General features: G+C 39.3%; 20 protein-coding genes. All 20 read right to left on the bottom strand.

Annotated elements, in window-relative coordinates:
• Positions 1-27 precede the first annotated feature (27 nt).
• The gene (locus KO495_RS13865; protein WP_215980990.1) at positions 28-918 is read right to left on the bottom strand and encodes a hypothetical protein; all 891 of its coding nucleotides are present in this window, start codon (positions 916-918) and stop codon (positions 28-30) included.
• A 64-nt stretch (positions 919-982) separates the two neighbouring features.
• Entirely contained in the window at positions 983-1,138 is a 156-nt protein-coding gene (locus tag KO495_RS17580) for a hypothetical protein (RefSeq protein ID WP_252738959.1), read from the bottom strand.
• Between the two features lie 41 nt (positions 1,139-1,179).
• Positions 1,180-1,467 carry a transposase gene (locus tag KO495_RS17575; RefSeq protein WP_252738958.1) on the bottom strand — a complete coding sequence of 96 codons (288 nt, stop codon included), beginning with the start codon at positions 1,465-1,467 and terminating at the stop codon, positions 1,180-1,182.
• Positions 1,468-1,692: 225 nt separating this feature from the next.
• The gene (locus KO495_RS13855; RefSeq protein ID WP_215980989.1) at positions 1,693-2,085 is read right to left on the bottom strand and encodes a hypothetical protein; all 393 of its coding nucleotides are present in this window, start codon (positions 2,083-2,085) and stop codon (positions 1,693-1,695) included.
• 14 nt (positions 2,086-2,099) lie between these two features.
• A complete protein-coding gene (locus KO495_RS13850) occupies positions 2,100-2,387 on the bottom strand; it encodes a hypothetical protein (RefSeq protein WP_215980988.1) in 288 nt (95 codons plus the stop codon).
• 168 nt (positions 2,388-2,555) lie between these two features.
• Complete coding sequence (locus KO495_RS13845; RefSeq protein WP_215980987.1) at positions 2,556-3,578, bottom strand: hypothetical protein; 1,023 nt, start codon at positions 3,576-3,578, stop codon at positions 2,556-2,558.
• A gap of 146 nt (positions 3,579-3,724) precedes the next feature.
• A complete protein-coding gene (locus KO495_RS13840) occupies positions 3,725-7,591 on the bottom strand; it encodes a hypothetical protein (protein WP_215980986.1) in 3,867 nt (1,288 codons plus the stop codon).
• A gap of 12 nt (positions 7,592-7,603) precedes the next feature.
• A complete protein-coding gene (locus tag KO495_RS13835) occupies positions 7,604-8,632 on the bottom strand; it encodes a DUF4150 domain-containing protein (RefSeq protein ID WP_215980985.1) in 1,029 nt (342 codons plus the stop codon).
• A gap of 49 nt (positions 8,633-8,681) precedes the next feature.
• Entirely contained in the window at positions 8,682-9,857 is a 1,176-nt protein-coding gene (locus tag KO495_RS13830; RefSeq protein ID WP_215980984.1) for a hypothetical protein, read from the bottom strand.
• Entirely contained in the window at positions 9,854-10,942 is a 1,089-nt protein-coding gene (locus KO495_RS13825; RefSeq protein WP_215980983.1) for a DUF2169 domain-containing protein, read from the bottom strand. Before KO495_RS13825 ends, KO495_RS13830 begins: the two co-directional genes overlap by 4 nt.
• Positions 10,932-12,149, bottom strand: a complete 1,218-nt coding sequence (locus KO495_RS13820; RefSeq protein WP_215980982.1) for a hypothetical protein — start codon at positions 12,147-12,149, stop codon at positions 10,932-10,934. The genes KO495_RS13825 and KO495_RS13820 overlap by 11 nt, the downstream gene beginning before the upstream one ends.
• Positions 12,150-12,222: 73 nt before the next feature.
• Positions 12,223-12,675, bottom strand: a complete 453-nt coding sequence (locus KO495_RS13815) for a hypothetical protein (protein WP_215980981.1) — start codon at positions 12,673-12,675, stop codon at positions 12,223-12,225.
• A gap of 67 nt (positions 12,676-12,742) precedes the next feature.
• Entirely contained in the window at positions 12,743-14,773 is a 2,031-nt protein-coding gene (gene tssI, locus KO495_RS13810) for a type VI secretion system tip protein TssI/VgrG (RefSeq protein WP_215980980.1), read from the bottom strand.
• Positions 14,774-14,791: 18 nt separating this feature from the next.
• A complete protein-coding gene (tssH, locus tag KO495_RS13805) occupies positions 14,792-17,578 on the bottom strand; it encodes a type VI secretion system ATPase TssH (RefSeq protein WP_215980979.1) in 2,787 nt (928 codons plus the stop codon).
• Between the two features lie 21 nt (positions 17,579-17,599).
• On the bottom strand, positions 17,600-18,589 hold the full coding sequence (locus KO495_RS13800; protein ID WP_215980978.1) for a type VI secretion system baseplate subunit TssG: 990 nt from the start codon (positions 18,587-18,589) through the stop codon (positions 17,600-17,602).
• Positions 18,589-20,310, bottom strand: a complete 1,722-nt coding sequence (tssF, locus tag KO495_RS13795) for a type VI secretion system baseplate subunit TssF (protein WP_252738956.1) — start codon at positions 20,308-20,310, stop codon at positions 18,589-18,591. The genes KO495_RS13800 and tssF overlap by 1 nt, the downstream gene beginning before the upstream one ends.
• A 57-nt stretch (positions 20,311-20,367) precedes the next feature.
• A complete protein-coding gene (gene tssE / locus KO495_RS13790; RefSeq protein WP_215980976.1) occupies positions 20,368-20,772 on the bottom strand; it encodes a type VI secretion system baseplate subunit TssE in 405 nt (134 codons plus the stop codon).
• Between the two features lie 73 nt (positions 20,773-20,845).
• Complete coding sequence (locus KO495_RS13785; protein WP_215980975.1) at positions 20,846-21,331, bottom strand: Hcp family type VI secretion system effector; 486 nt, start codon at positions 21,329-21,331, stop codon at positions 20,846-20,848.
• Positions 21,332-21,488: 157 nt separating this feature from the next.
• The gene (locus KO495_RS13780) at positions 21,489-21,773 is read right to left on the bottom strand and encodes a hypothetical protein (RefSeq protein WP_215980974.1); all 285 of its coding nucleotides are present in this window, start codon (positions 21,771-21,773) and stop codon (positions 21,489-21,491) included.
• A 29-nt stretch (positions 21,774-21,802) separates the two neighbouring features.
• Complete coding sequence (tssC, locus tag KO495_RS13775) at positions 21,803-23,323, bottom strand: type VI secretion system contractile sheath large subunit (protein ID WP_215980973.1); 1,521 nt, start codon at positions 23,321-23,323, stop codon at positions 21,803-21,805.
• Positions 23,324-23,329 lie beyond the last annotated feature (6 nt).

The following is a 23,329-nucleotide window of genomic DNA, read 5'->3' as shown; positions in this document are numbered from 1 at the left end:
CTTGTTGCTATAATCACTGAATCAAATTTACCAAAATTCTTTATCTAAATATTTACCATTTTTTCGATCGTAAAAAGGGGCTTGCGCATACAACTCAGGTGTTAGTGTTGATTTTTTCAACTCTTGGTCTGATTCTGGATCCTCCATCACTTGTTGCCAGTTAAGATAAAAGCCTTTCGGAATAGGTTTAGTTTTATCCATATAATGATTTACTTCGGTCCAAAGAATTTGTGCTGACTCTGGTGTTCTTGGCATAAAACTAACCGTGTAAATCTTTTGCCACCACATTGTTTTGGGAAATTTTTTGGGGGCGAGAAAAGCAACACGGTGCATTACTCCTTTACCAGAAGATACTTTACTGGTGTATAACTCAACATCTTCTATGCCTACTGAAAAATGCTTATCACCATTACCAATAGGAAAAATAACCAAGCCGGTTTTACGCTCAAAACGGATAAATTCATAAACACTTTCGGTATATTTTAATTTAATTAGATAGGTGATCCCTAAACCAGTAAGTAAACATAGCCCCCCTCCTCCATATAAAGCATATATATTAGGCTGTGCAATATATGTTGACATCGAATATAACCCCATGAAAAATAATATAGCTAATACCCCTGACCATGATGTATTACCTATATATCCCATATTCATCGCGCCCATAGATAAGTATTCTGTATTAGTAAATAGTTGACCGTTATTTTGATCAAAACTCAGTTTAGCCAACGACTCGACTTTATTCATACCTTTACCAAGTCGAAAGCTTCTTGGCTTACTATTTTTGCTATCTAAAATAGTATTATCCACAATCGGTTTAACAGAATTATTGCCGTTAATAAAGTACGTTAAACTCCAATACATAATACCGGCTAATAGTAATAGCATTAAGATGATAACAAGGGTTGTGTCTTCCATTAAGTCTGCTTCTCTTTTCTTATAAATAGTATAAAAGGGGTCAGAGCCGCTTTACATTTATAAACTAATCACTCACGCCTACCTCTTTCTTCCAGCCAATAGGTCTACCACGTTTCCCTTCGATTACAGAGCTACCGCTTAGCGTTTCCACTTTACATTTAAACTGCTCATTGCCAAGCGCTACCCCCTTATTCGTCGCTTTTCTAATATCTTCAATCAATTCAGATTCAACGTAACCAGCAAAGAGCTTTCTATAATCTGCTAACCTATTTTCCCCATTGCATTACACTGATAACTAGACCAACCATATTCACTTGGGTCTTGTATCATCCCAGCTCTCACTGGGTTAAGTTCAATATAACGATATAACTCCAACAGGTACTTCTCACTCTGCACGAGGCAAGAGCGATACCTACCTTCCCATAACGTACCCGAACCTTTATAAACCTTGTTGAAATACATTACGTACATTCGTCCCAAAGACTGCATCATTTGTGAAACCGCAGAATGATTAGTTGGACTACACAAAAGGTGCACATGGTTGGTCATCAAGACACTGCTCTTATTTAAGCTTCCAACTAGACGAGAAGGTAGAAAATATTCCAGGTGGGTTAAGCCCAAACCATCCAAGCCCCCCCATAAAAAGAAAATACCAGTCAGCTTAACTGCCCCCTTTTATTTTCTTCCATGGCTGTAGTTTCTATTGAGGTTGTGATGTATAGCTTAATAAATAACTAAGTGAGGTATGAAATACCTCACTGTAACTACTATCTGTTATGCTGGAATATAATGTGCAAATTTTTCAATAATTAACGGTCTATCTTCTTTCCCAAGGAAATTCCAATCAATGCTTAATGATTGTTCTGTTTTTAACTTGATATTGATTTTCTTTTTGTCGATCACTTCAATTGATTCAATGTGCTCGTATCGTAAATCTTTAACGCTCGTTAACGGCGCTTGTCTTACTTTAACCGACTCATCAGAAAACACTAATACATCTCGACCTAAAGTTGATGACATAAATAATGACAATATCCCAAAAAAAACCAACCCGAACATTGCGGATACGACTAAGCCACCAACAATACCTAACCCAATTGATGCCAAGCCAATGTAAAGTTGTTTCTCTTTCATGGCAGGGTTAAATTTAAATTCCATTTTTTCCATTATTCATTCTCCATTTATAATTTTATTTTTCGGTCAAATTCGGCTTGAAATAGCTTATCTTTAATTTTATCTAGCTCTTTTTTTACACCAATACAGGCAACTGCGCCAAGCGGTATAAATACAATACTTGACACTAAAATGGTATAAAGCCCCCACCTACTATCTTTTAACAGCAACAGTAAGCAACCGATAAAAGAAATACCGCAGGGTATTAATGCTACAACACCAATTTCTGTGCGTGTAGTACTAATAAAGAGCGCAAATAACACATTGAGTGTTAACCCTATAAAAATTAATTTCATAAACATCCTTTTTATTAAAATCAAATTCATATAACACCCACCCTCTCATCAATGGAAAAACAGTGCACATTATATGAAGTAAACAGAGCTAATTTATTATAGGCTTAGCTCAATTAGCCTTTATTCAAATTTCGAGAGTGCTTGCTATTTAAGTGTCAAAACCAAGTACTACCACACATGTTCACGGTTAACTTGCTTATCATCAGGGTCAAGATATTGTTTCATTACCGCTGGAAATGGCCCAGTTTCCAGCGCATTTTTATCAATAGTGTAATAATATTCTATGCTTCTATGTAATTTAGGGTTAACTGGCATATCTATATCCATAAACTCTAAATACCCTGCCCAACCTCCTTGGCTAAGACCACCAAAACGTAAAATATATTGCGGTGCAAACAGGTAATAACGCTTAGGGGTTTTCAAGCAACGGATTTTAGCGGTTTCCCTTGCACCACCACCACGGGCTGACTTAACCGTACCACCGTCGTAACATTCAATATCTTCATAAGGGATATAAAACGAACGACGAAACCAGTTATGAGGGGTTTTAACTAAGCCTGTATGGCGCTCAAAAACAAATTGGTCATAACACTCAACAACGTTTTTAAAGTAATTCATCCCAATCATTAACAATAATAATAAGGGGATCACCCATAAAGGGGCAACAAAGGGCACAACACAAACAGCAGAAATTAGCGACAGAATTTGTAGAATAAAGAGTGAAGTAACAAAGCCATTAAGGCGACCTAAGGTCGCTATTTGGCCATCACATAAATTACCAAAACCACCATCCTTATCATGCAGTACTCTGTCCATGGGCTCGCCCCAGGCCTTACTTTTATATGGTCGAGACGCTTTAAACTTACAACCATTTAACGCTTCGGCTTTGGCTAAGCGTGCTTCGTAACTTTGCTGGTGCAAATAGTCTTTGGGTATTTCTTGGTAATAGATGCCTAATTTCCGATATTTATATTTGTTATCTATTCGTAAATCAATAGCAGCTGCTTCTTCAGGGTTTTCTTTATCCCAATCCTTCATTATTTCAGCAGCTGCAGCCGACATTTCTTCATCAGTACGGTTATCATAATAATATGAGCCATCTGACAGGGTTACTTTTATGCCAGGTGGGGTTTGGTTATCATTACTGTTTTCATCTATTTCGTTTGCTTGTATTATTTTGGGCTCTGTCACCACATACTCCTTTGGCACTTTTTACTGTTTTGTTTTGTTTTGTTTTGTTTTGTTAAAGTAACGCTACTGGTTAACTTGACTGATTAACTTGAAAATATTCTCTTTAGCATAAAAAACTCAACTATTTAGAATAAAAACTTATAGCATCAATAATATACCGTTTCTAATGTTTGGTTATTTAAGCGTACACTGCGCGTGCTTAATGCAGTATAAACACGGTGCGCTGTTACTCTATTATCATTTTGCCAAAACCAGCTGGTGTCTTCGCCTATTTTAGAGTATTGAAGTGGTAAACTAAATGCGGTATCAAACGCGGGTAATACCTTCGCACCTTTTCCCTCGGGAAATACCGTTACTGAGGCTTTTAGTTCAATATTATCGTGTTCGTTAAGCCCTAACGCCTTAATTAATTGGTTATATGATACGGAATACTTCCAACCAGAGCGATTAAGTAATAACTGCCACGAGCCGTCCGTAAGCTCAAGCTGCTTGAGCGAAATTTCATGGTATTTACTTTCAGCTGAGCCTAAAAATTGAGAAAGCTTACGCCAACTCAAAGTAAAATCTAGGCCATTGACTTTGCCCACTTTCGGTGCATTTAAGGTGATATCAACCCGCTTAGCAATGAGGTTATTATCAATATTTACCTGCGGGCTATACAATACATTATATAAGTCAATTAAACATAAGTCGGGTCGTGTTTGCCATTGGCTAGCGCGTATACTGCTTGTGTTCGCCGTATCATCAATATATTTGTGCTTACCCCATGGGCAAGCTTGTAACCAGCTTTCAATAGCTGATTCGGTAAAAAAGTAGACCACAGCCACACCAACCAATAAGGCAATTAAACCCACAATAAAAAACGGGCCCGTAGCTATTACAGCAATTAATTTAACGTAACCCATTAAGGCTAAACCAGAGCCCGCGGTCATAGCGCCAAAACCAAATATCATAATGCCATGCCCTACAGCTAAGCCCGTGTTACCGGCATCTAATGCTTTCGCCATATCAAGGTAGGCACAAAACATGCTCACCGCGCCAGCAACAAAGGTTAACGTGTCACCTAAAATAATTAAGCCAACTTTTAATATTAACTTACTTAAGTTTTGCCCTAATATGCGTGTTCTGGCGCTATTCGGAGGGATTCCTGATTCTATAATGTTTCGTACTTGGGTACTGGTAGGTAACCCGACTTTACGCTCAGCTATGTTACGACCAATACTCACCATTAAATCAGCCAAATCGAGTGCAGCAGATATCTTATTGATTTTTGCAACACCATCGTTTTCTACCGTACGGTAAAAATTAAGCACCTCCATCGTAGCAACAAAAGGTAGCATTGCATTGAATGTTTTATTAAACAACGCGGGGTTCAAGTTCCATTTTTTATAGAAAGATAAGGTTTTAGTTTGCGCTTCATAAGCGATTAAATCAAAATCAGCTTTTGTTTTTTTACCTTTCTTTTTTTCAAGATCCTGTTCTTTTGTCTTTGCGCTGATTTCTGCATTAGATAACAAGGTGCCATCTATCACTAACATTTTACGTTGCAATACTTGTTTACTTCGCTCAGCGGCTAATATTTGCTCGTCAATCATGTCTTCTAGGGTATCTAATGAGCCATCAAGATGTACAAGGTGATCTAGTCGGGTTTGTATGCTGTGGTTTTTAATATTTAATTTAACCTTAGGGGCATTACCGCCATCGGTCATGGCGCTATCAAAGCCACTACTAACCCGATTAAAATCATCAAGTTTTTGTTTTGCCCGTACCGCACGGTTTGAAAAATTAAGCGGAATTTTACTGTTTGGCAAGTTTCCTTTTAAATACTGGTTAACATCAATATCAATTTCAGTGATTAAACCGTTAGTTACCATGTGTGATAAGTGCGTAAACCTGATATAAGGGTTGTGACGTACCGCGACATTACTAATTTTTACCGTGCCATCTAACGCAAGTAAATCTTGCCCCGCAGATATTAAGTTGGCAATATGGCGTTTAGTACGAATATTGGCGTTTTTTGCCTTATAGGCTTCTTGTTTTAATGCATCTAGCTCTGCTTTTCGCTCTTCAATAATTGCTATTAACTGCGCATCAATTGAGGCGGGATTCATGCCTTGTGTGGAAATTTCAGCATGTATCTTTAACCTATTTACTTCAAGGGTTTTAATAACTTTTTGCTTGTTTGCGATTTCGCCTTCTAATTGGTTGATTTTATTTTTTAAAGCTTTGCTCGTATTTTTTAATGATTCTTCTTGCTTAATATGTGATGCATAAGCCGTTTTAAACGGTTGCTGATGCTTATTCATAACAAACATCGCTTGAGGTACTTCTAACGTTATATTTAAAAAGCCCCAAACTACCTGTAAACTACGCCTGACTAGTTGTAATGAAGGCTCAGTTAAGTAATCGTCATTTTCATTTAGGCGTTTAAAGTCGTCAACATCAAACGTAATATCAAAAGGTTTATTCGGATCTGCATAGCTTTCATAATCTTCTAAATTTTCTCCCGTTTGTTTAGGGAAAAGTAATCTAATTAATTTGAGCATATTCTCATCAGATTCTAAATCTTCAATATGAGTACCAAGCACTTTTAAAATGGTTTCTTGCCCCATATCCTGTCTTTCTATTTCGGCGAGCTTTCTTTGATCGGCCTCGGTAATAATAAAGCTTTTAATCAAATCGCCAGTTTTATCTTTTAATGGGCCGACAACATCACTGACCGCTTTATATAGTCCGCAACGGCGACTATCATCACATTTAAAATAACCATAATCGGCAATAGCATGATAAAAGCTACCTCTTTCGCTTTCTCCTGTAATAATTTCAAATGCTTCGGTTTTCATTTCAGTAATGAAATTGACTATTTCAAACGCTTCTGCTGTTTTTAAGTATGATCTTAAACTATTAACATGTAACGACTCTTCAGCCCATTTTTTATAATCAGAGGCTAAATCTACCTCAGCTTCGTTAACATTACCTTCCCCCATAGTTTTAATTTTATTTTGAACATTTTGAGGAAAAGCAAAAAATTGATTTTGGATAACTTGTGCAATAGCATACTTGCCCGCTTGTTCTTCAGTTGCTTTAGGGATTTCCTTGCCATCGGGCATGTCGTCGCCTATTGCTGATGACACTTGCAGTAAATCAAGCGCTTTTCGTGCTAGCATCACTTCTTTCGCCGCTTCTCGTGCTCGACCTATTTCATCATCAATAACAGGCGTATATACACCTGAGGGGTCGGTAAAAGGTAATGCTAAATGTTGAGGATGTTCTTGATTGCTATAAGCTTGTTGATATTGCCCTAAGTTATCAAGCTCTACCATGCGTTCAGCACGGCGTTGCGCTGCTTCATCTTCCGGTGCTTCCCTCACTTTTACCGCTTCATGCCCATTTAAACGAGGATCTGTTGGTGACATGCCACCAAAGGCTTGCACTTGTCGCCATGCCCACTGCACTTCAGAATATGCTACTTCAACTTTACACACACTACCTTGTAACTTGTAAGGTACGAGTATTGTTTTTAACGACTCTCCAGTTGCTTCTCTTTCGCCTTGCCTATGTTTTCTATCAGGGTCATCTTCTACTTTGAGTGTTTTCTTCCAAAGCTGTTCACCTTTTTGTATCTTTAAATTAACGTCGCTAAAGGTTGATGTGCCAGCCTTAGGATCATAAGAAACTTTAAGCTCTCGCCAAATATAGCCATCAACATATATATAAAGATAACCATCGCGTAACCAATGTTCATTATCAACAATTTTGCTGCCTGCTTGAGCGTATCGTTTAGGACAAATATGAACTAACTCTACATCGGCATCCGTACTACTTCTTTCACGACTTTGTGCTTGATATAGTGGAATTCTGTAGTACGTTGCTTTAGCAAAAGGCTTTACTCCTTTTGGTGCGGAATCAAAAATCATTAATGACACATTTTCTGTGTCTGCGCCTATATTCTCAAAAACAAGCTCACGATGGGCAGGCTTTGTTTCTACTTTATCTGGTGTTTCTATACTCATTATTTGTTATCCCTAACCTTTCGCAATCATGTCGACATCAAGCTTTTCATTACCTGATATTTTAATAATAATTCGCTTGGCATTTTCCTGTTGAGGTAGTGCATTTGGATCATTCACACTCAACCCTCTTGGCATTGGACCGCCGGGTTGGTTAAGCGGCATGGGTGGGGTGTTTTTGCTGTTTGATATCATTAAATCACCCTGCCTAACCGCGCATACGCCTTCAATAAAAACATCTGCAGAGCCTATTAAAAACTCAGCCTTACCTTGGGTTACGCCACTAATAATACCTTTACGAGTACCTGCTTCATCACCAGTGCTTTGTGAAAAGTTACTACCTAAATTACATGCAGGGTTACCGTTGATTTTTACTGAGCTAGCGGTACTAGCGGCATCAGATGATTGCGCTACATTGGCATAAGGAATTGGAACAACAGCATTACCGACAGGTGTTAAACACACATCAATAGTTTGCAATACGCCGCCACTGTCAGCATGTACGGCTGTTCTACCATTTATTAATACGTTGTTACCACTAACTGTACTTACGTTAGGCGCTTCTGCCTCAACGTCTTTTTCAAGAGTTTCAGTGGTTCCCGTTTCCCAACCGATATGATCTTCGACTAACGTTAAAAAAGCCTCGTAATCAGATAACGTCGCATTCACATCAAGCCCTGTAAAAGGCTCTATCCAAGGTAATATCGCTTGATTTTTTTCATCGTCCCACGCTGGAGGCTCAATAATGTAATCTGGAATAAAATGATTAACCATATCGCCTAAGGTAAAGCCGGCATATTTAGGGCGTGTGCATTCAGTTAAAAAGGCGTCTTGACTGGCGGCTTTGTCTGGAAATATAGCCACGCTATACGCACTACCTAAAACATCGTGACTTCGAGCTGATATATTTAATGGCAATAAGGCAACATTATTGTGTCGCCATGCTTGATTGCCGTCACTTCTTACGTCGGCAGTTAAATTGTCAATATCATACTGAATACTTAAGGCTGCTTTACCTGCGCCTGCATTAACGTATGTTGTCATAATACATCCCTTTATTTACGCGTTATTACTCGCGTTGCTTTCCGTTTAATTACTCGTTATTAGCAGACGTTATTTTATATACGTTTGCTAATGTTTTTTGACTGTTGTTGCTGTTGCGGGTATTTACTTGATGTTCTACCAGCCAAACCTCTGATTTATTTTCTATTGGGCTCACCAGTAAAGCTGCAGCACCTGCCAAAGCGGTTGATAAGTTGGCAACACCTAAATAACCCAAGGTTTGAGTTTGGTCGTATAAGGTGAGTATTTTAGCCGTTGACGCTTGAGCTGGTTTTGCTTCTGCTACCATAACGGCACCACCTTGATCCGCTGAGTTTGACGAGTCGGCTTGCTCATTAATATCTATTTGACGATAAAAACTGTTCGTTTGACCATACCAATGAGTAACCCAAGCGTCTGAAATAGTACCCACATGTAATACAGTGTTGGGTAATGAGAATTTTGCTTGCGTTAATTGCGCTTTAATATTTTGTTGTTGCTCGGTATTTAATGGTTCAATCGTAATTAATTGTTTGTGCGCTATGTCAGGGTAACCGTTTGGAATTAATAAGGTACTGCTTGCTCCTTCAGCTGGCATTATCCCCGCAGTACCTTGTAAACACTGAACCTCGGTCATTTTATTGAGTAGTGCTACATTGTTATAATCAACTAATGAGTCAATATTAATAATAAGTACTGGTCGTTCAAAGTTATTAGCTTGTGTTATTTGCATAAGCTGTTGGTCGATTGATGGCTGATGAACATATTTAAACGCTAGCTTGTTACTAAAGTCTGTTAAGTAGTCGTTTATAAATCCTGCCACTAATTGCTGCCATGCTTGTTTGTTTTTTTCAATAGCGTCAAGCTCAAAATCATTTTCAGTCGCGCTGCGTTGCTCGTCATCCGTCATCATAAACATTGACGTTACAATAATGAGTTGCTCAATTGTGCTAATTGGCATAACGGATGAAAGTGCTGCGAGTTGCTTGGCTGTTTCTTGTAAGCATTCCGTTAAGAGTAATTGTTTTTTAGTGATGACATCTAACGATTCAATCTCAGGTAAAGGTACGGTAAAAAAAGGTTGCGCTATACCTTTATCAACTCTAATTTCTAACGGCGACTTTTGCCCAAAAAACATATCGGTGGTCAGTGCGCTAGCCAGTGCTTTGTGGGAGCACCCTGAAGCATTAATGGTACTTAAGCTAATCGCTTTAAAGGTGTTACTCATGATACTTCACCTTGTGCTTTTTGCGGTGTCTGTTGCAATGGTTTTACTGCTTGATTTGGCTGCTTTGCTTGCTGCACCACAATTTGGCTGTACGGGGTAATTCGCTGCTTATCGGTATTATTTTTTTCGAGGCTTTTACGCCACAGTAAATGAAAAGTGTTAGCGTCTGCATCAAGCACTAAGGTATCGCAAGTTAGTTCAATAAAGGCTTGCTCTTCACCATTAATTATCGCCACTTGTGGGGGTAAATAAGGTAATTTGATTTGTGTGAGATGATGATAGTCTTTGTTCGGTGACACCCCTTTTAAAGTCAGCGTTAATTGTTCAGTAAAGTTAATATTAAGCTGCTGGTCTACTGGTGCGCAATTAAACATGCTTTCATGCATTTTACCTTGATAGGGATACTCTCCCGCCATTAATGCCTCTTGATCTATTTCAGGTAACAGTGCTAAACGTGGCTGCCAAAATAACGGCAGAGCACCATAACTTGCGGGCGGTATTTCCTTTTTAGGGTGCTTTAAAAAGTGCGCTGGGTATTCAATTTTTGGTAATAAACTGCCTTTTACATTTTTAACACGAAAACCTTTACCCGCGGGATTTTCGGGAAACATTTTGTCTGATTTTTCAGGGTCAATGCCCCCGTAAGTGTTTTCATAGCTAAGCGCGGTAGGTTTAAGTGGTTTGGGGTCTGATGCCGTTTTTCCTAAAAGAGATTGTTGCCAGAAGCGCTCCCCCGTTACTCGCAAGGTTTTGTTAAATACTGGATTGTTATCTTGAGTTAACGCCACATAAACTTCAATAACCTTGGCTTGCTTAGCCTTAGGAGGGTAAGCGGTTAAATTGCCATACAACTCAAAACCTTTTTTAAAAGCGACAGCTTCATTAGCGAGTTTTAATGACGAGGTTGTTGGCTCAGCTAACATTGCATCAGCCATCACAATCTCTTCACTTTTTTCCATGGCGTATACATTGCCATTGTCGTCATACTCGAACGACTGCTTTACAATCAGCGTTAGGCACTTTTGTTTACTGTGCAGCCAATTTTCAACGGTGGTCGCTTGCCATGGGCTTAAATTATGTAACATTTTGGCCCCCTTGCTGACGTACTGTTTTTATAAAGCTTGTTGACGATAACTGCTGGCAATACAACAACATGCCACTTTCTGTTGAGTGAGATAAAACTAAAGCACGTTGCACGGCTTGCCCTTGTAAGCCACTTAACTTTTCTAGCGCGTTAAGATCATCAAATAATATGCCCGCTAGCACTTTAGTGCCTGCTTGCACCATTAAGGCTTGTCGGCTTAACTCTGCTTGTTCAATATTAGGAATAGTAAGCTCGCCAGCTTGACGTTGCTTATTATGACTGTCTTGTAACTGTGGTTTTTTAAGTAGTTTTGTATGGGTTAATAATAACCAAGCTTGATAGGCCTGTTCGCTGGTTTGCGCAACGGCCATTAATTCAATAACCAATGTTAAGCTGCTTTTGTGTTGGAAGTGACTTAGCACGGTAAAGGTATACTGCGGATACTCTTGGCAAAATATTGCGCAAGGCTCAAGCCAACGGTTATCACCTGACAAACCAGCTATTGTTAATAGCTCTGCTTTTTCGGCAACGTCAGTGGTTTTTGCAAAGCGATTAAACAAGGCTATTTGTGCATTGGTTTTATCAATCGCGAGACCTTTAATAAAACTCGCTTGAGCAATAGAAAATAGCGGGTGCTGGTAGCCTTGTGCCAACTCTTGTGTACTGACATTACTTTGCCCAAAGAGCAAACAAGCGACGGTAAGTGACGGCGAAAATTTAGCCGCCAATGCCGACTGACGGACAACTTGTAAAGGTTCAATAGGCCACGCAATGTTAAAGTGTATTAAAAGCTCTAATAGCTGACTGTTGCGATATAAAATATCTTCAAGAAAGTTATTCTCAAATTCTATTTTTAATTTTTTCTCAAAGTAGCCCGCAGGTAATAAGCTACATAGTAATTCAATTGCTTTAGCTAGCTCGTTTGCCTGCCCTGCTGTGGTTTGTTGCTCATAACTATTAATTAATTGCTCACTGGTAAGTTGATCATCTGTAAGAATATTTAAAGCATCAACCAGTACTGTCACCTCTGCTTTTAAGATATCGGGTTCAGCATCTTGCAATGCATAAATGTGAGCGCATAGGCTTTGTTCAAGCGTCGTTATACGGCCTTGTTCATAAAGTAAGGTTTGGTGGACTTTTTTACGTTGTTTTAACAGCTTTACAACTTGCTGATGATGGATATTAGCTCGCGCGACAACTTCAAACATTTAGTGATTCATATTTTGTAATAGCATTAATAACTGCGGGTGATTAAGGTTAATGGTTTAAGGTTAGTGAATGTTAGTTAAGGCGAATAGGCCAACCAGCAATAGTGAAGTCTCGCTCACTAGTGGCGCTTAACTCAGTAGCATCAATAACAATTCTGCCGTCATTATGTACTTCAATGGTGCCTTTTGAGGTTGATAAGCTCACGCTTTTGGCACCTTTAATATTGACATGTCCATTCGTGTCGGTGATACAGGCTGATGGGCTGTCTGTGGGACTAGCAAGTTGTGCTATAACTACCCAACCTTGATGAGTGTTTTGTGCTAAAACAGTATCATCAATAGTCGCTCGAGCAATGTGCTTAGCCTGACTGCAAACAGCATAATTGTCTAATTGCTGGGCGTTTTGCGTAAGCAAGGCGATTTTTTCAATTCGTCCTTGTTCATCTATCGCTGTCACTTTTGCCATTTGAGGCTGAAAGTCTGACATGTTTGCTTTAGGAGCAATTGAGGTAACAGACGCCGACATTTTATATCCTTATAATTTCTGGTTTGTTCTTTATTTTTATTACTTACGTTAACCCTAAACACAGTGTTTAATTATTGGTTACCGCATTGCCTTTAATAACAATATTACTTGCGCTTAATGTAATAGTATTGGCGTCAATCGTTAAGTTTCCGCCAGCATCGATTTCAATAGAACCACTACCTTGCGATAAGTTAATACTGCCATTGCTAGTGCTTTTAATAACAATATTAGCGCCAGACTCAACCGAGAGATCACCACTATTAGCTTTGACGTCAATATTACCTTCTTCAGCATAGAGTGAAGCGTTTTGCTGAGCCTGCATATTAATATTGGCTTCTGCGTTCATATCAATATTATTTTCAGTGGCTTGAAATTTAAGCCCTGTGCCCGCGTTAATATTAATTCCTCGACCTGCGCTAAGAGAAATGTCATTTTCGCGCGTTTCAATTTTAATATGATCACGTACCACGGTTTGCATAACATTATTTGTTGACACAATATGGTTGCGATCACTAGTCAATAATAAGTCTTTCTTAGCTTGAATTTCTACTCTGCCGTTCGTTGACTTAAGCTGAGCAAAGTGGTCTCCATTACTACTGGCATTTAACTTGAGTATGTTAGCCCCTTCGGGGTTACTTAACTCTATTTCTTCTCGGCCTGTAGCATCATCCATCAATAGCTTATGACCCGCTCTCGTGACCACAAGGTTTTGTGTTGGGTTGATTGAGGTCACTGGGCTTGGCGATTCACCGTTATATACCGCACCTAAAATGATAGGTCGGTCTAGGTCGCCATTTTCACCACAGACAATCACTTCACTGCCTTGTGTTAATGGAAAGTGCATACCATGACCACTACCACCATAAGGCTGTACCATACGAGTGGGTTTACTTTCTTGCCCCTCTCCGTCTTGGTTAAATGGCAGCTTTACAATATAGCGGCCTTTATCATCAACCTCTTGCTCTATAGTGGCATTAAAAGTTGTAAATGTTTTGGCACTTTCTGGTACTTCGGCTTTAAAAGGTGTATCAAGTGGAATTAGGTGAGCTTGGTTTTTATAGTGTAAATTTTTAACTTTACTACCGTAGTTAACGCCGCCTGATTGACTACCTATATGAGCGACTTTAGTGACAAAATAGGCACCACTGTAATCGTCATGATCAATAATATTAACCACACAACCTGGGCGAATAGCACGACAGTCACTGTCAATAATAATAATATCGCGTTGACAGTCAAATGCTTGCTTTCTCACATTAGCAAGCATAGAGCCTTGACCTGCATCCCTATAATTTTCACCATAAATGCTCGAACTACCAAAACCAGCAACTTTGCTACTACCTTGCTCTTCAACATTTAAATTACCTAGTGCTTCATAGTTGTAATCATTTAAATGAATATCCTGAGTTAGCAAGCTCGCTTTGCGACTGACTGCAAAAATACTTTCATTTGCGCGCACAACACCCGACGGTGCTTGGTAAATAATGTCTATTGGCGTAGTGTTGCTAGCAAAGTCAGCACTTGAATTACACACTGCAATTCTTACTGAGCCATTGTTTTCTATGGCGCCATAAACAAAACCATATTTACGCATAATGCGTTCAACAAACTGATAGTCTGTTTCATTATATTGCACTACCATGTCAAGTGTTGGTCCACTTGCCATCATATCGAGCTTTTCCATTGGGAAGCCTGACTTGGTGAAAACACTAGTGATAATGCTGTCAACCGACATAGCTGTAAAAATACGGTTTGAACGTTTATGTTTTAATAAGGATAAATGAGAGTTCAAGGTTAAATTATAATGATAACCTTGATGGCTTTGACCGCGAGCAACAAAATGGCTAACCAGACCACTAATAGTACGATCGCTCATACCCCATAAAATTGAGAGCGTTGTATCTTTACCAATAACAGTGTCCGCTGAAATCAAATCATTACTTAATAACTCTATTTCAAAGCAGTAATCACTACACAGTTCATCTTCAACCGAAACGAGATCGGTTACTGAAAATAAGCCGCTAGGAATACCGGTAATATTAAGCTCATATTGGCTTTCATTGGCTTTTATTGACTTTAAAAATTCAAACGCACTCATTTAACTCTCTCCGTTTAGTTAAGCAGCTACCGTTTTAGATGCATTATCAGCAAAAATAGCTTCTATTTTGCCGTTGCTATCTAGGGTTAGGGTTAAAATATCAGGCATGTCATCATCTGCCATAAACTCTAATACTGAGCGAGCAATCCCCGGTAAAATTTGCTGCTCGATCATAGCATTAACCATACGCGCCCCTGAGTCTGACATTTGACATTGCGATGTAATATAACGCACAACATCACCGTCAACACGTAACTCCATTTGGTGGTTTGTCATTAAGCGTTTAGCAACTGATTCAAGCTTTAACGCAACAATAGCGCCGAGAGCTTCATTATCTAACGGCAAAAATGGAATAACTTGCATACGCGCTAATAACGCTGGAGCAAAAAAGCTCAATAGTTCAGGTTTAATTTCTTCAATTAACGCACTAAGTGTTGGACGTTGCCACGCATTTTGCTGGATGTCGGTTGCCAACACTTCGTTCACCACACCTGCTGTAGTTTCATCTGCGCTCTCAGTCGTTAGCTCAGCTTCATTTTCAGGCGCATCGTCATCGATAATGCTGTTTTGCGTTTGCTCTTCATCAACTGAAGGTTCTTCACATTGGTCAATTAATGTTTGTGAGCCCAAATTAGAAGTCATTAAAATAATGGTATTTCTAAAGTCAATTTCTCTGCCTTCGCCATCGCGCATAAAGCCACGTTCAAAAACTTGATAAAACAAGTTCATAACATCAGGGTGTGACTTCTCAACTTCATCTAACAAAACAACAGAGTATGGTCGTTGTCTAACTGCCTCGGTCAGTACGCCCCCTTCTCCGTAGCCAACATACCCAGGAGGTGAGCCTTTAAGTTGTGAGACAGTATGCGCTTCTTGGTATTCACTCATATTAATAGTGGTTAAAAATTTATCTCCTCCGAACATTTCATTAGCCAAAGTACGCGCGGTTTCGGTTTTACCAATACCTGACGGTCCCACTAATAAAAACACGCCTAAAGGCCCTTCTGATGCACTAACGCCAGCTTTACTCACCCGTAAAGATTGTGCCAATTTAGCTAAACCATCCGACTGACCAATAACAACATCACTTAGAGAGTCTTCTAATGAAATTAGCGTGTTGATTTCATCTTTAACCATTGAGCCTGCTGGAATACCTGTCCATTCGGCAATAATTTCAGCAACTGAGTCAGCATCAACTTCAGAGAATAGTCCGTTACCGTCAGCGTTTTGTTGTTTCAATTGCTCACGCATCGCTAACAGCTGCTCGTTAATATCTTCACCATTAGCTTGCGCTAGCTTTAACTCATTAATAATATTGAGCGTTGATTTTTGGTTTTCTCTCGCTCCTAACATTTGAGTCAATGTTGCGGTTGAGGCTGTCTTTTCGCTATTTAATTGTTCAATAAGTCCTGGCTTGATACTAATACCTTGCGACTTTTCGGTTTGCAGGTTTTCAATTCTTCTCTCTAAATAAGCTAAGTGCTCTATTTCAGACTCAATAGCGGCAGGCTCTGTGGCACTTGACATACGTACACGAGCAGCGGCTGTATCAAGTACATCTATCGCTTTATCGGGTAAGTAGCGTCCGGTAATATAACGAGCTGACAAGGTAACCGCGGCTTCAATAGCGTCATCGGTAATTTGAATATTATGGTGACTTTGATAACTCGCTTTTAAGCCAGAAAGCATTAATTTAGCCGCTTGCTCTGACGGCTCTTCAACTTTAATCAGTTGGAAGCGTCGCTCAAGTGCCGCATCACGTTCAAAATACTTTTTATACTCTGACCATGTGGTGGCGGCTACTGTGCGCAGCTCACCGCGTGCTAACGCAGGCTTAAGTAAGTTAGCGGCATCGCTCATGCCTGCATCACCACCAGCACCAATTAAAGTATGTGCTTCATCAATAAACATAATAATTGGAATATCAGACTCTTTGACCTCATCAATAACTTGTTTTAGACGACGTTCAAACTCACCTTTAACCCCAGCGCCCGCTTGTAGTAACCCCATGTCTAGGGTTAATAAACGAACGTTTTTCAACTCTTCTGGTACTTGCCCATCAATAATACGTTGCGCCATACCTTCAACAACAGCAGTTTTACCAACACCTGGCTCCCCCACCATAATCGGGTTATTTTTACGGCGACGACATAGTACGTCGACCATCATTCGAATTTCATCGTTACGCCCAAGCACAGGGTCTATTTCACCACGCTCAGCTTTACCAGTAAGATCGTCACAAAAATCTTGTAACGCTTGCCCAGTTTGCTGCGTATTAGCAGTTTGTGAGCTGCTGCTCTGTGACTCTTGCGCTTTAGCGGTTAAGCGCTCACATGAGCCTTCACAGATTTTTTCATGATTGGCACGTAAAAAGTGCGTATCTATTTTTTCAAGTAGTTCAGGTAACGCGAGTACTGGACTGTATGGAGCCATTTCAACTAATGCATCAACCAGTGACATGCCAGAAATCCAATCGCCACCGTAGTTCATATTGCTCGTTAACCATGACTTCTCTAGCCATTCATACAAGCGTCTTGAAAAAACCGGCTTACTTTTGCTACCTGCAGGCTGGGTGTTTAAGTGAGCCAATAAAGCGTGCCAAATATCATCTTGGCTGACCCCAAAGAAATGAAAAATACGCTCTAAATCACCGTTTGCATCTTCTTCCATCAGTTTTATTAATAAATGCTCAGGTACTACCTCATAGTGTGTTCTGCTACTTGAAAAACCAGCAGCATTCTCTAATGCGGTTGCAGTATGTCCATTTAATTTATCAATAAGTTGTTTAATGCCTTTTACGTCCATTGCTATATCCTATCTGCTGATTTAACGAGCCTGAGCCATCCGTTGTTTGTATTGACTATCTTTAAACTGTTGAAATTCTATTAATTGTGATACTTCGCCTATATGACTATTAACACCGAGTATTACAGTGTCATCGCCTAATTGTTGAATCGCTTTATAATCATGGTGAATAGACATAGTGCACTCCCATGACAAGTCAGACGGCAATTGTGATTCAATCAATTTTTGTAATTTATTACCGTTAGTGCTGCCAGGAAAAAAGCTTTTAGCTCTGCTTTCTTCCATTTCACCCAGCTCGACAATAACTTTGCCACCTGACACTAAAACATGATCGCCCAAGATAACCGACTCACCTAAAACCGAGGTGCCTTCATCACCAAGCTTGGTGCTATTTCCAACAGGTTGCCAATTGGGACTTGAGTCATCTACTGTTATTTGTTCGCAATTAAATTCATTGCACAGTAGCTTTGCCATACCGCTAGCACTTGAGGTTTTTAATACTGCAACGCCAGCATGAGTATCTGTGCTGTGACGGCCCGACAAAATAGCGTTTAATACTTCTTCAAACTGATCTGAGCCAATACCTTTAATGGTTAATTGTGACTTTTTCCATGACTGATACAACAAGCAATAGTAGAGATGGTTAAACATATCTAAAAAAGCCCGAGTACGAGCAGCTGCAAGATCATCTCCCGCTGCTTGCTCTAGCAAATAATGTGGCATAGCCGCATCAACGCCATATAAACCTGAGTAATTTGATTCAACATGAAAAACCCCTCTGCCATGTTTAAGTAGGCTGGCTTTTCTTATGTCTGAAACAGGAAACCCTAATTCTTTATTGGGGGTAATAAGTACCCGACTACTCAAGCCTATTTGCATTTCATCAAGCTCTGCCCACTCTGTTTCTAAGAGGTTAAGCGCTTTAAATAAGCCGAATTTCCACGGTTTATCTTGAAGTTTTTGTAGGTTACTAGAGAGTTTACTCCAACTCGGTTGCTGTACTTCGTTCACTATATATGCGCACTTTGCCCAGGCTCTATCGCCCAAACAAATTCCTTATAGCTAGGTACGCACTCAATACGTGTTTGCATACTTTGGTTAATAGGCGCATATAAAACAAAAAACTGATGTAATACAGAAGCGAAATGGTATACGTCTGACTGACAAACAAATTTGTTTTCATCTAAGGTAATATGAAGCTCTGCGCCCTGAATAAATATGCCGCGTTTAATTTGGTTCACTTTATTACTTTTTACATCAATAATTGCTTCAATTCTTCGCTTGTTTTCTGAGCGTTTCGACCAATCAAATAAAGCCAACAATCGTTTCAACTCATTGACGTTGGATAACGATGAAAACTTAAGATTAAGTAAACTAATTAACTGCCAATGCTTAGTGTTGTCTTGAGATTCGTTGTAACCTGATGGACGGGCAATATTGCGAACTTGTAACATTGAAGGCATGTTTTTTCCGCCTTGGCTTAACTGCCCTTCTCTGATGGTTTGCTTCGGCCAGCGACCATTATAGGCAGTAAGCTCCAATGAGACAGTCTCATCAACACTATTTTGCTCAATAGGCAAAGCAACATAATGTGTTGGTACAACATCACCCACATCTTTTAAAATAAGTGTGTATAGCCTTTTTTCATCGCCAAAAATACTTTGGTAACGTGGGGTATAATCGTACGCCTGTGACGTTAACCTTTCACGTCCCTCAACCCTATCAACCGAATAGGTAAATACACTATTTCGTTTATTTCGATCGGGAACAACAACATATTCTGTTTGGTTCAATTCTAACTTAACTGGCTCTGCGTCTTGAGCAAAAAGATTAATACCAACAACACAATTAAGCTTGATGTTCGCAGCACTTAATTTATGCCCTGGCGGTAGTTTAACCGCAGATTTAATAACAACGTCGAAGAAATCACAACGCTCTGGTAATTCAACCTCGCTATTAAATTCAATATCAATAAAGTTAAAGCGCTCTTTGCCATTAAAGTAGTCGTGTAGTAATGCATAGCCAGGGTGGCTGGTAGAAGCATTGGGTAATAACGCGCTATGTTGATTTAAATTAGCAGGGGCAATTACTGCCTTAGTTAACCGGCAGTTAAAACCTGAATCAGCAGCGCCAAAGTCTAATAAAACGGGTTCACTGGCACTCATTAATAAGTGGTATAAACCACTAACAAGGGGGGTATCTCCGTCTAAATACAGACGTAATTTACTTAAATCGTAGTTTTCTTTCTCTCCCTGACATATCCACTTTACTTTAAAGCGTAATTCGGAGCCGTCAAAGGTGTCATGATTCTGCGCCGCAACAATTTCTAATGGCAACACGCTCACATCATGGCAAGTGGTAAATTTACACTTAACTTGTTCAACCGCCACTTCAGTTGTAATTTCAAGACCCTTTTTCACTAAAAGTGATTCTTGCATTGAGTATTTAGGGTGAAATTGAAAAACTGTTGTTGATGGGTAAAAATTTAATAACGCTGGGCATAGCTGCCTAAGCACTTGCTCTGATACTTCAGGTAGTGATTGGTCTAGACGTTTTTGAATGTTGGCGTTCAGGTAAGCGACTCCCTCAAGTAACCGCTCTACATGCGGATCTCGTTCTTTAATGGAGTCAATATTTAACTGCCCAGCGTGTTCTGGGTAATGCTCTGCAAATTGTTTACCTGCTTGAGTTAATAAGCGCATTTGAGCATCAAAGTACTGTTGCACACACATTCCTTGTTAGTTTAATTGTTGTTTCAATCAATAAATTTTTAGTCAGTGGTTTGATAATCATGATGAAGCAATCTTACGGTGTACATCAGCTTTGCCACCTGAGGCAAACTTAGTACTAAATTGCAGTGATAAACCACTCACTAAAAATGCTTGAATCTCTAAATTAATCACGCAGTCATGTTGATTAATATTTTTAGCGATTACATTAACGCTTCTAACTCTCGGCTCGTATTTTTCAATAAGCTTTTTAACTTCAAATGCTAATGTTTGTTGCGAGTACGGTAGCCCTTCATAAATATCCTCTACGTCAGGTAAGCCATAATCACTCATATGTACTAGTACGCCGCGGCGTGAGTTAAGTAGAGAGTTTAAGTGTAAGCATACGCTATCAAGTTCTTCTCGTTGTTCTGCTTCTACCGACTTGTAACACACCGGGTTAGCTAATTTATCAAATAACGCCATAAAGAATATTAGTCAAAGTGATTAAATAGAAAGGTGCTACCTGAGCATCAGGTAGCACCACCATTAATGGGTATTAACGGCCTTCATTCCATGAATCTGTGAACTCAATGTTGCCATCAAGGTATGTCCATGTGATTTTTTTATAACGTAATGAAACAGTTTCAAGATGCGGGTAACGCTCTTTATCTAAATCTTTAACGTTATGCATTGTTGGTGCAATTGACGTGATTTTTACATCTTCCAATTTTTGACAGAAGTACTCTCTTTCAGTACCCGTGTCATCAATGCGGTACCACTTAAGCTCAAGTTGCTTAAGTGTTTGACCATTAGCACAAGCTTTGTATAGGTATGGCGTAGAAGCATCAACTGCTTTTGTAATAACAAAAGGTTCATGTTTACGAGTACCTGTTAGTTCACCTGTATCGTTATCGATTGGAATACGTAACTCGTGATCAAAATGTAAAATTTCAATTGAACCTTCACGTTCTGCAACAGTTACTGAACCTTGGATATCATTTGCTTGGTCATCTTTCAACCACATATAAGCAGGAATTGCCATTGGGTATATCTCCTTTAAATTAACTAAATTTCCTAATTGATGGCATACACCTCTGTAAAATAAAATGCTATCCTACGGAGGTGCCCCAAAAAGCCCAGTGCCTTATGCCAAGGGGAACATCCCCTGAGCTGGCTGCAACCAGCTCAGGGAAATTACGCTATCTAACAATGACTAACTTTACGTCCTCAAAATAAATACTTGCTTGCCTGAATGATTTATCTTTCAAAACTAACAACACACTATTTTCGCGAACTTCTTTAACATTGCCAGAAATAACCTGTTCATTTTTCAACACTAAACTTACTTTTTTACCTATAGCTTGGTTAAGCTGTTCTGCAAACTGATAGTTACCGCTAGCTGTCTCCATATCCTTTGCAGACACTTGACAAAATGCGGTAACCATCATTAAAACGACTATTAACAAATAGCTACTTTGCTTCATTAACTTAACTTCCTATAGGTTCAGCTTTTTTACTTCTCGCCTGGCATTTGCCCAACTAAAGATAAGCTGACATCGACACCTTCTACTTGGAAGTGCGGTACAATAAAGGTATTCACGCGATAGTAACCTGGGTTGCCTGGTATTTCAGAAACAGTCACGTTAGCGTCTTTCAACGGATGAGTAGCAATTAGCTCTTCATCTGGGTTATTCATTTTAGTAACCAGTGAGCCTAACCAATCATTTAGCTGTTGCTCAAGCTCATGACGAGGTTTACTTGAACCAATGTTTTCACGTTGTAATACCTTCATGTAATGTGCAATTCTCGACACTAAGAAAATATAAGGTAGACGTGAGTTAATACGAGCATTAGCCGTTGCTTCAGGTGTGTCATACTCGGTTGGTCTTTGTGTACTATTTGCCGAGAAGAAACAAGCAAAATCAGAATTTTGATAGTAACTTAGCGGAATAAAACCTTGGTTTGCAAACTCAAGCTCTTTGGTTTCAGAAATCAATACTTCTGTTGGGATTTTAGTTTCTAATCCCTTACCTGCTTCAAATGAATGCATTGGTAGGTTTTCAACTTTACCACCAGATTGCGGACCACGAATATTTACAGCCCAGCCATTTTTATGGAAGCTTTGGATTATATTTGCAGCAAAGGTAAATGATGCATTACCCCATAAATATTTATCGTGGTCTTCACCTGTAATATCTTCTTCATAATTAAAGTTGCGTACTGGGTTTGCGTCACCGTAAGGTAAGCGCTGTAAATAACGCGGGAAAGATAAGCCGATATAACGTGAGTCTTCCGTGTTTCTAAAGTTCTTCCAACGGAGAAACTCTGCTCGCTCCATGTATGAACCTAGATCTTGAATTTTCGCTACATCTTCTAATGAATCTTTTAAGAAAAACTTAGCACCAACAGAGCCTAAGAATGGGCAATGAGCCGCTGAAGATACACGAGATATTTCTTGTAATAAGCTCACATCAGCAGCGCTACAGTCAAACTCAAAGTTAGAAATAATATTAGAGAATGGTTCGCCACCTGGAGTGTCATACTCTGATGTGTAAATATGCTTGTAAAGTGCTGATTGAGTTGTATCTGGCGCTTCTTCAAAGTCATCACGTAAAGTTTCTTTATCAACATCAAGCAATTCAATTTTGATATTTGAATTATTCGGTGTACGGTTGATGATATATTGCAATGAACGCCACGCCGATTCAATTTGCTGGAACTCTGAGTTATGTAATATCTCATCTAACTGCTCTGAAATAATACGATCAATTTTTAAAACGTAATTATCCAACAAGCTCTTATCGATACGAGTAACGTTACCGTCACTGGCCATATCTAAAAAGACACTTAATGCTGCAGTTAAACGCTCATCAGCTTTTGTTTCAGCCAAGTTATTAGCATCACGAAATGATTCAATAGATACTTTTTCTCCAACAGGAGCAATATCGACTAGATCACAAAGGTTTTCATAAGTACTTTTAGCAACCGTTTCTTCTACCGTTGCTGCTACATTTAATTGTTCTTGCATTGACATAACTAA

The sequence above is a fragment of the Colwellia sp. D2M02 genome (assembly GCF_018860755.1).
GTDB lineage: Bacteria > Pseudomonadota > Gammaproteobacteria > Enterobacterales > Alteromonadaceae > Colwellia > Colwellia asteriadis.
The sequence above is the reverse complement of the archived record's forward strand: the minus strand, read 5'-3'. Positions and strand labels throughout refer to the sequence as shown.